This is a genomic window from Prevotella sp. C561 (assembly GCF_000224595.1).
In the GTDB taxonomy this organism is placed as follows: domain Bacteria; phylum Bacteroidota; class Bacteroidia; order Bacteroidales; family Bacteroidaceae; genus Prevotella; species Prevotella jejuni.
This window is the reverse complement of the sequence record NZ_JH114144.1, coordinates 76,751-86,322: the sequence shown is the minus strand read 5'-3', so window position 1 is coordinate 86,322 and position 9,572 is coordinate 76,751. Positions and strand designations below refer to the sequence as shown.

Annotated in this window: 4 protein-coding genes and 1 pseudogene; 4 read left to right on the top strand and 1 reads right to left on the bottom strand. The window is 42.5% G+C overall.

Annotated features, from left to right (window positions below; all coding sequences use genetic code 11):
- From HMPREF0666_RS18050 to HMPREF0666_RS07055, 4 genes are all read left to right on the top strand, one after another.
- Positions 1–186 (top strand): hypothetical protein (locus HMPREF0666_RS18050; RefSeq protein WP_232214082.1); only part of this gene is annotated, 186 nt, incomplete at its 5' end.
- 900 nt (positions 187–1,086) lie between these two features.
- Positions 1,087–2,685 carry a hypothetical protein gene (locus tag HMPREF0666_RS07065; RefSeq protein ID WP_009011692.1) on the top strand — a complete coding sequence of 533 codons (1,599 nt, stop codon included), beginning with the start codon at positions 1,087–1,089 and terminating at the stop codon, positions 2,683–2,685.
- Positions 2,685–5,060 carry a S8 family serine peptidase gene (locus HMPREF0666_RS07060; protein ID WP_009011691.1) on the top strand — a complete coding sequence of 792 codons (2,376 nt, stop codon included), beginning with the start codon at positions 2,685–2,687 and terminating at the stop codon, positions 5,058–5,060. The genes HMPREF0666_RS07065 and HMPREF0666_RS07060 overlap by 1 nt, the downstream gene beginning before the upstream one ends.
- A 116-nt stretch (positions 5,061–5,176) precedes the next feature.
- The gene (locus HMPREF0666_RS07055) at positions 5,177–8,890 is read left to right on the top strand and encodes a DUF6383 domain-containing protein (RefSeq protein ID WP_009011690.1); all 3,714 of its coding nucleotides are present in this window, start codon (positions 5,177–5,179) and stop codon (positions 8,888–8,890) included.
- Positions 8,891–9,240: 350 nt separating this feature from the next.
- Here the strand turns inward: HMPREF0666_RS07055 and HMPREF0666_RS16555 are convergent.
- Positions 9,241–9,572: pseudogene (locus HMPREF0666_RS16555) on the bottom strand (transposase); the annotation flags it as partial.

Genomic DNA, 9,572 nt, shown 5'->3' with positions numbered 1-9,572 from the left:
TTTTTCTCTCACAGAACTCACAGATCTAACGGAACCTTTTTAGTCACACGTTTCGAGCCCTCCAAGATAGTGGCCCTCCCCAACCCCTCCTCCGCAGGGAGGGGCGTAGTATGCGAGGTTACCCCTACTGGGCTGCTTGCATACTTCGTAGAGGTTTTTTGTCTCTCACAGAACTCACAGATCTAACGGAACCTTTTTGGCACACGTTTCGAGCCCACAGAAGGCCGTCGGCATACAGAGATCACAGAGCGTTTCAGCTAAAGATGGCTGTAAGGTTCTGTGTTATCGGTTGACTTAATGTCTCTGTGAAACTTTGTGTATTCTGTTCATCTGTGTAATTCTGTGAGAGAGAAAAATCCTGTGTGTCCTGTTCATCTGTGCTCCTCTGTAAGAAAGAAATCCCCTTCACTCCCTAACTCCTTTACCCCTTGTCAAGAATTTTCGCTTCTCTCGAACAGAACAGACGCCTTTCATGGGTGAAGAAGAGGCCCTTCAACGTTCAAGAACAGGCTCTTCTTGCATGTAGAACATGCCCTTCTTGAGGCAAGAAAGGCATGTTCTACAAAGCAACTTGTAATATACTGATTTATTGAACGTTATAACATCACATGCACGAGACTTTATACTCGGATTTAGAGAGTATGATAGTCGACGTATTGTAATACTTTTTTGTCATCAATAGGTTCCTTTGCACTATGATGAACGGGTATATAGACTATGTCGACTCATTGTTAATAAGCTTATTATCCCATATTTTAACAATCAACTAAGACGTCAGAATAGATATGCGTATTCTGTCGGCTCGTCGACTAAACCAGCTTATTTTATAACAACAAGTGTTTTGTGTACGATTTTGTTTGAAATAGATACAAATAAGACTAATTATGAATTAAAATATAATTTTAAGCGAAAAAACTTTGTTCTAACCATAAATAATAACTACTTTTGCAATAGATTTATAAAAGAACAAATAACCTGTAAAAGTGTTTGCTCGGTATTTATCACAACAACTCCTCTGCTTTTAGTGCAGAAACCATAGTGAAAAAGCTTATATCCGATATTTGGTCAATAATAAAATATATGTCTATGAAGCAAGTTTACTCTTATCTTTTTTTAGTACTATTGGTGTTCTCATCAGTAAACGCAAAGGCTGATACGCCCGTTAAAATCAATATTGATGATGTTAATAGAGTTACCGTGAAGGTTAATTATGTCCCAGTGGCTGACCTTACAAATGGTACAAACACGGTTAACGTACCGCAATATGCCTCTTTAAGTATAGAGGCTAAGGAGGGTTACTACCTTAAGGATGTTACAAAACAAGGTAAAGACGGAGCAGTTATAGCTCAAAACATTTCAAATCTCACGTCTTGCAATATCTATCTATCAGATGCTGACAAGAATATACTCATTAAGGTTAAAAGTGGAGTCTTAGCTGATATTCGCACAGGTTCATGCTCTGTAAAGGTCGATAATGCCTCTAAAGTGAGGGTATCTCGCTATGAGTCACACACGTCAGTAGCGTTGCAAAATGGTGAAAACATTGTAAAATGGATTCCTAATACCGAGAAAACGCTTGTGATAACCAACGCTAATTATAGCGATGCTCCTATATATAAGGTGACAGTCGACGGTAATGACGTAGCTTCTTCAGGTGGTCAATACTTTGTAATGCTGACTTCAGGCTGTGTTGTAGATATCAAAGCCGATTATCCGGACATATCTTATCCGGTGAAGTTCAACTTTTCTAACGAGGCTGCGAAGGGCGTTATCTCAAAGGTAATGGCTGATGGTGTGGAAGTTAAGAACTACAATGACGCCGATTTCAAGCTCAAAGCAGGAACGAAACTATCATTAACTTTCGATCAAAGCAACTATGCCTTAGATGCTTTCAAGGTTAATGGGACTGCCGTTACGATATATGGTAACTACGAATGTTACGTGAAAGACAACCTTGTCTTTGATGTTCAGGCACATAAATATGCTACTGTAAAAGCTGTGTTGACTGTTGACAACGCAGCAAATATCACCGCTTATGAGGGTCAAAGCTATAATAATAAGGTGATAACCCTACAGAATGGCAGTAATAATATTGAGTTAGGAGAGAAGAACAACCTTATCCAAATAAAGCCAAACAGCGGTTGTAAGATTGAGTCACTGAAGGTAAATGGAAATCCCGTAACCGCCAATTACGAAGGAGCATACGAGATAAGACTAACCGAAGGAATGACGATTGAGGTTACGACATCAGCCATTATACGCGACCAGAAGGCAATAGTTGTGATTGACGACATCAGCCTTGCGAACTATGGATTCAACTTCTACCGCTCTGACCACTCAACGGTAAAGATGCAGACAGGCGAAAACACTGTTATGTTCTCAGCCGATGATCATCACTTCATGCTTGGTGCATACGGTAATGACTTGAGTAAGATGGTGGTTAAACTCAATGGAACGAAACTTAACCCATCCTACCCTGGTGGCACAAGCTTTGAGTTTGATTTGAATAATGGCGACCGTCTGGAGGTCCTTCTCAAGGGCGAAACAGATGGCATTGACGCCATAGAAGCCGTAAAACAAGGTAAGGCTGTAGTCTATCGCCTTGATGGAACACGTGTAGAAGGTAGTCAGCTACCTAATGGAGTCTACGTAATTAATGGTAAAAAGATTATAATAAAGAAGTGATGAGAAAATTTCTACTTACAGTATTAAGTATCTGTACGGCAGGAATGGCATTCGGTCAGTCGAAGCTCGACCTACAAAGTCAGTTGGAACTGTATAAACTCCGCAATACAGCCATACCTACGTACAATAGTCGAACACGCGCGTTTGAACGACCTAAGAGTGTACCAGAAAACACAATGGCAATGGTCGAAATGAAGGATCAGAACGACCGAGCAGACTTAGAAGCACAAGGAGTAAAGGTGTTGCGAGTACGTGGTAATATCGCTATTGTCGTGGCTCCAATAAAAGACATTGAGCGTATTTCAGCCTTGAAGTGCGTTCGTCGTATGGAACTCCCACGTCGTGTCTATCAGAAGATGGATGTCGTTCGTAAGGAGATTGGTGTCGATAAGATTCACCAAGGTGTCGACCTCCCACAGGCTTACACTGGTAAAGGGGTGGTAACGGGTATTGTTGACGGTGGTATTGACCCTAACCATATCAACTTCCTCAAGCCAGACGGCAGCACGCGATTTGGTTATATCAGTAAGATTACAGCCAGTCAGTCGAATAAGGATGGTTATCAATTCGATAACTATTACCCTCGTGCCGTACTTGACACCCTGACTAATCGTGATAACGCATACGCTATTGAGGACTTTACGACCGATTCCTACACTACGTTCCATGGTACTCACACTACAGGAATCATGGCGGGTGGATACAAAGGCGATATCACCTATGCTAAGACTAACGATAACGACAAGTCTTATAAGGTGGTTGGTCCTAATCCTTTCTATGGTTGTGCGACAGAGTCAGAGCTTGTGGCTTCATGCGGAGACTTGCGTGACCAGTATATTGCATTTGGTGTTGATGACATCGTACAGTATGCACAACTATCAGGAAAGAAGCCAAAGCCATGTGTTATCAACCTTTCATTAGGTAGTAACATTGGTGTACACGACTCTACAAGTGTAATGAATCGCTTCCTTGCAGAGGAAGGAAAGCACGCTATTATCTGTGTTGCTGCAGGTAACGAGGCTAACATGGGCATCGCATTGAAGAAGAATTTTGATGCTGCGGGAGAGACAGTTAAGACCTTCCTTACGCCAATGCAGCCAGATAGTTTAAGTTCTGGAGGTAAGACCTACTATAATCTTCGTAACGGACAGATAGCTGCTTATAGTAATGACTCTACTGCGTTCGAGCTACAAATAGTTGTGACTAACACGAAGCGTGGCAATAAAGCTGCTGTCAGAATCCCTCTTCAAAATAATACAAAAGGTCAACCTATTACCTATGCATCAGGTGGTGACTATTCAATGTCAGGTGCTGTTATCAACCAAACCTTTGCGAAAGCGTTCGATGGTTACGTCACAGCAGCTTCTATGATAGACCCTGAAACAGGCCGTTACTACGCTATGGCGCAGATAATGACCAGTGATAACCAGAAAGACAACAAGGATGGCAACTATAAACTGGCGTTGGAAATAAAGAGTAAGAAGCCTGGACAGCGTGTTGAAGTTTATAGTGATGCACAGTTTATCTACTTCGATAGTAACAAGCAGGAGGGTTTCGTAAGCGGAACACGCAATGGTTCTATCAGTGATATGGCATGTGCTGCAAACATCGTTACTGTTGGTAGCTACAATGTACGTAACCACTGGTCATCTCTCGACGGCTTTGTTTATGGTTACAACAAGCGAGGTGACGAGGATGACTTCCCTGAAGGCGAGGCTTCACGCTTCTCTTCTTTCGGTACATTAGCCGATGGTAGAAACCTTCCACACGTATGTGCTCCGGGTGCATCTATCATCTCTTCTGTCAATTCATACGCTGTAGAGAATCCCGACTTAGGCTATGGTGACATGGCATTGCAGGGTAAGTTGGAGAAAGGTGGTAAGAAATACTACTGGCATCAATCCCTCGGTACATCTATGGCTACGCCTGTTGTGGCTGGTGCTATTGCCCTCTGGCTTGAAGCAAACCCAAGTTTGACTGTCAAGGACGTAATCCGTATCATCCAGCAGACCGCTCGCAAGGATAACTATGTCACTAATACGGGCGACCCAGTACAGTGGGGTGCAGGTAAGTTTGACGCTTACGCTGGCTTAAAGCAGGTACTAAAAGAAAAGGAAACCGATGGTATTAATGGCGTGAAATACGCTGAGAGTCAGGCTGTACCTGTCATTACAATGACTGGCGAACGCTCTTTCTCAGCCTTCCTTGCTGGTGCAAAGCAGCTGAATCTACGTGCTTACTCACTTAGCGGACAGTTGGTTCACTCACTCTCAGCACAAGGTGACGAACTTAACGTTAATGCTTCTTCATGGAACAAGGGCGTTTACTTGATTCAAGTAAATGGTGGTAAGGCACAACGTATCGTTATCTATTAAGGCTTGATAAACGTCGAATAATATTCCCAAAGGATAGGACTAACACTCTTAACCCTTGGGAATACGATAATTAATCACATGCTATAATATAAGAAAACTATAATATTTATAAATATATGAAGCATAAATTTACTTTTCTGCCATCCTTTCTTCTCTTAGTGATGGCAATGTTTTGGAGCTCGCTTGCTACCCATGCGCAAGACGATCAACAGATCATCAAGTTCCATACTAACATTCCTGCTAAAGCTAAGAGTAGTGGGATTACAGCACAAGTATCCTTTGTGTTGGGCGCAAAAGATAATGCAACTACCGTTAGCATCGACTGTGGTTCAGGTGACGAAGAGTTCGATGTGAATAAAACCATAGTAGAGAATGAGAATGGCGAACAGACCATGAAGGGCTCTCTCTACACTGGTACAGTGTCAGATGATGGGTGGGTAACGATTAAGGGTGACCCAGCTAACATCTATTACTTTAATGCCTCTGGTAACGAGATCGACCAGATTGAGTTTAATGACGACCTAAAGCTACAAGTATTAAACTTGGAGCATAACAGCTTAAAGTCACTCAATATTGATAAGTTACAGAGCCTAAGTGTTATCTACCTGCAGGACAATCCGTTCACAGCCGAGACTCCATTGATGATTGGTCGTATGCCTAATCTTATGGTGTTGGAGGTTCCACAGATTGGACATATCTCTCCTAACTTCACACTGAAGAACTTTCCTAAGCTCCGTTCGTTTGATGCCTACCACACACTCAGCCTTAAGGTAGCAGACCCAACAGAGTGTCCTCTGCTGCAGCGTTTGAGCCTTGACATGACAAGCGTGGAGAGTGTAGACCTCTCAAAGAACCCAGAATTGCAGATTCTCAATGTGGGTGACTCTCGTGTAAAGACTCTTGATCTTAGCCATAACCCAAAGATTACACAGCTCTACATCTCTCACTCTTCTGGAGCAGTCAATACTGACGTGAAGTTTGAGACCATTGATGTGTCTCACTGTCCGAAGCTCTACTATTTCTATTGTGGTGGTAACAACTTGAAAGAGCTTGATTTAAGAAACAATCCAGAACTCTTTACACTCTCTTGCGACCGTAACCTCCTACGGAGCCTTGACGTTAGTCAGAACGTAAACCTATATAGTGTCAACGTAAGATACAACTACATGGACTTTGCGACACTACCAGAACCAGGCAACTGGTTTGAGTACTATCACGAACAAAACCCTATGGAGTTGAACGATACATATAAGGTAGGTGATGTCATCGACCTTAGTAAGCGTGTACTTCGTCCAAAAACAACGACTCAGGCAAGGCTTTACCGTGTTCCAAAGGCCGACCCAACAAAGCCTGTAGAGTTAGATGACAGCTATTACTCATACGAGGCTGGTAAGGTGACATTGAAGAAAGCACTTAATGATCAGGTCTTTGTACAGTTCACGAATAGCCGTCTTAAAGACTACCCTATCCGTACTGAGAACTTCAGAATAAAGACTGTTGCCGAGTTTGGAAAGGACGAGAAGGCCGTTGAAATGTCAAGTCTTGGATCTGAAGGCGACTCAATTAACATGTCAGTGGGTATCCTTGGCGCTACAGCAGCTAATCCTGTAACAGTAAAGGTTGACTTAGGTAATGGAGAGACAAAGCCGTTCCAGATTAAGGAAGAGCGTCCTGCTACACCTAACATCGCTACTACACGTACTGGCGCAGGTAACATTATTGTATATGTTCCACAAGATAAGTACGTAACAAGTCTTGAGTCTAACGGTCAATATATTGATAACATCGATCTCTCTGCACTTACAGAACTTCGCATACTGACGCTGAAGAACGCAGGACTTACTACTATTGACCTCTCTTACAACAATAAGCTTGAGAAGCTCGACTTATCTAACAATCAGCTAAGACGTGTTGATCTCCGTGGTCCATCATCTTATTTTAATAAGAGTAAGTTGACTGATATCAACATTAGTAATAACCAGATTGACTCATTGCTCTACTATACCATCTATGGTGTAACGAAGCTGAATGTAAGTCATAACAATCTGAACAAGCTGGATCTTAAGGATGCCGACAACTTGCGTATGCTTGATATCTCTTACAACAAGTTCACTCGTCTCCTCCTTAACCACAGTGAACTGATAGAAGACGTCAATGTTGCTAACAACGAGTTGACCGAGATTGGAATACCAAGCGTTGCACCTGTAAAGAAGTTGAACATCAGTGGCAACTACTTCACATTGGCTAATATGCCTAACGACTTCGGCCTTTCTCGTGGCAACTTCATCTATGCTCCGCAGCACGTTCTACAGATTTCAACCTCTTCACCAGGTATCGACCTCTCTGAACAGTACATCACAAAGAATGGTGCTAAGACTCAGTTTGTATGGAAGAAGAAGGATGGTACACCGTTACAGTTGGGTACTGACTATACCATTACCGATGGTTCTGCTAAGTTCAAGAACCTTGCGCTCGACTCTATCTATTGTGAGATGACGCATGCTGCCTACCCCGATTTCGAAGGCCAGAACGTCTTCAAGACAACATACGTTCATCCTATCGCCTTCCCACAGTATGAGTTGGCTTCATTCACAACGCTCAACCAGACTGACAGCGTGGCGCTTTCTCTCGCAAGCTATGTTCCTGGTAAGTCTGTCTACATCGAATGGGAGGGTAATGGTAACGTCACACAGTATGCACTTGGAGAGACTTACAAGCTCTTCCAAGCTAAGTCAAAGCAAAATACAAAGGTACGTGTACTTGTTGCTGAGCCTGATGATAAGGTGAAAGTCTTCAGTATCTCAAACGTTAAGATGGCCGATGCTGACTTCACTGGTATGAAGGAAGCAAAGCTTATCACTGTTTCGAAGGCAGGACTTACATCTATTAAGCTCCCTGTAGCACCAAACCTTACCGACTTGAACCTTGATGAGAATGAGTTGACAGACGTTGACCTGTCACCGTTCCCAAAGCTTTTCTCAGTGTCATTGATTGGTAATAAGATTAAGACCTTCGACTTGTCAAAGGCGCCAAGCCTTAATGTTGCTTACCTATCAAGCAACAAGATGAAGGATATCAAACTTGATAACCCTATGCTTTGGAACCTTGACTTGAGCAATAACGACCTCGAAAGCGTGTCACTCGACAAGCTTCCTCAGTTGGAGCAGTTGTGGTTGAACGCTAACAAACTTACAAAGGTTGATGTATCAAAGAATACTAACCTTAGAGTTCTCAATGTTGTTGGCAACCGTCTGAAGTTCTCTACAATGCCATTGCCAAGCAACAACGGCAGGCGATTTGACAAATACTCTTACAACCTTCAGGCCCCAATTGATGTTAAGTGCGTTAATGGTAAGGTCGATCTCAGCTCTGAGGCGGTTGTTGGAGGTGAGCCTACTACCTACCGCTGGTTCGATGGCAATGTGCAATATGTTGATGGTGTGTTACAAGGTGAAGAGCTTACAGCTAATGACGAGTACACCGTTGAGAATGGTGTAACTACTTTGAATCTTACAAGTAATTTCACGAAACTTGTTTGTGTGATGGCGAACGATAACTTCCCTAATGCCCTTCTCCACACAAACTACATCACATTCACTGCCCCAACAGGCATTGATGCAGTCAGTGCAGATAAGGATGTTAAGATCCAGTTCTACGATGGTGCTATTAATATCCTGGGTGCAAAGAATGCTACAACAGCTATCTACACTATCGATGGTAAGCTCGTTTACCAAGCTAAGATTGCTGACGACAGCACTCGCATCTCCCTCGCTCGTGGTACCTACATCGTACGTGTAGGCAACAAGGCTGCGAAGATTAGCGTTAAGTAAGAACGATAACACGTAAATAAAAAGTCCCCTTGTTGGTTGCTGAACACTTGTTCGGCAAACAAACAAGGGGATTTCTTTGTCTAATTACCCCACCCTAGACCCTCTGTCATAAGCAACGAACTAAACTCATGAAAGGCTTGGTCATAAGTTTCTAAAAACCTTTGTTATAAACGTCAGAACACTTCAATATAAGCATCAGAAAGCTTTACTATAATCGAGACCTCTGCAAAACCTTCATTTATAGAGAAATTCCCATTTAGTTGTGTTTAGAAGCATATTCCAACGTGTTTATTGTTATAATTGATGCCGTAAAACGATTATTATCATCTATATTTGTGTCCAATTTTCTTTTATTTGAGAGCATTGGACACAATTATCCCTGGCGTTCGATATAAGTTGTAGGCAACAGCCTCCATAATATGCTGTGCATGTGTTTTGGCAAGTCCTACATATCTTGCCGTACCTCCCCTAAACCATCTGTGTATGGAACCAAAAGTGCGTTCCACCCTGTACCTAATTTTACTGATAGCCACATTGACGCGTTTCTCTCTTTCTGTAATCTTATGCGCCCTTTGTTCCCTTTGTGCATAATGCGACTTTTTAGTTTCATTCGAGCAAGTGTCTCCTTGTTTTCTGCCGAGTCATAACCCTTATCAGCATATACGAGAGTCTTTTTCGGAAG

Coding starts and splice junctions, on each gene's coding strand:
- HMPREF0666_RS07065 (WP_009011692.1), top strand. CDS start 1,087: ATGAAGCAAGTTTACTCTTATCTTTTTTTAGTACTATTGGTGTTCTCA.
- HMPREF0666_RS07060 (WP_009011691.1), top strand. CDS start 2,685: ATGAGAAAATTTCTACTTACAGTATTAAGTATCTGTACGGCAGGAATG.
- HMPREF0666_RS07055 (WP_009011690.1), top strand. CDS start 5,177: ATGAAGCATAAATTTACTTTTCTGCCATCCTTTCTTCTCTTAGTGATG.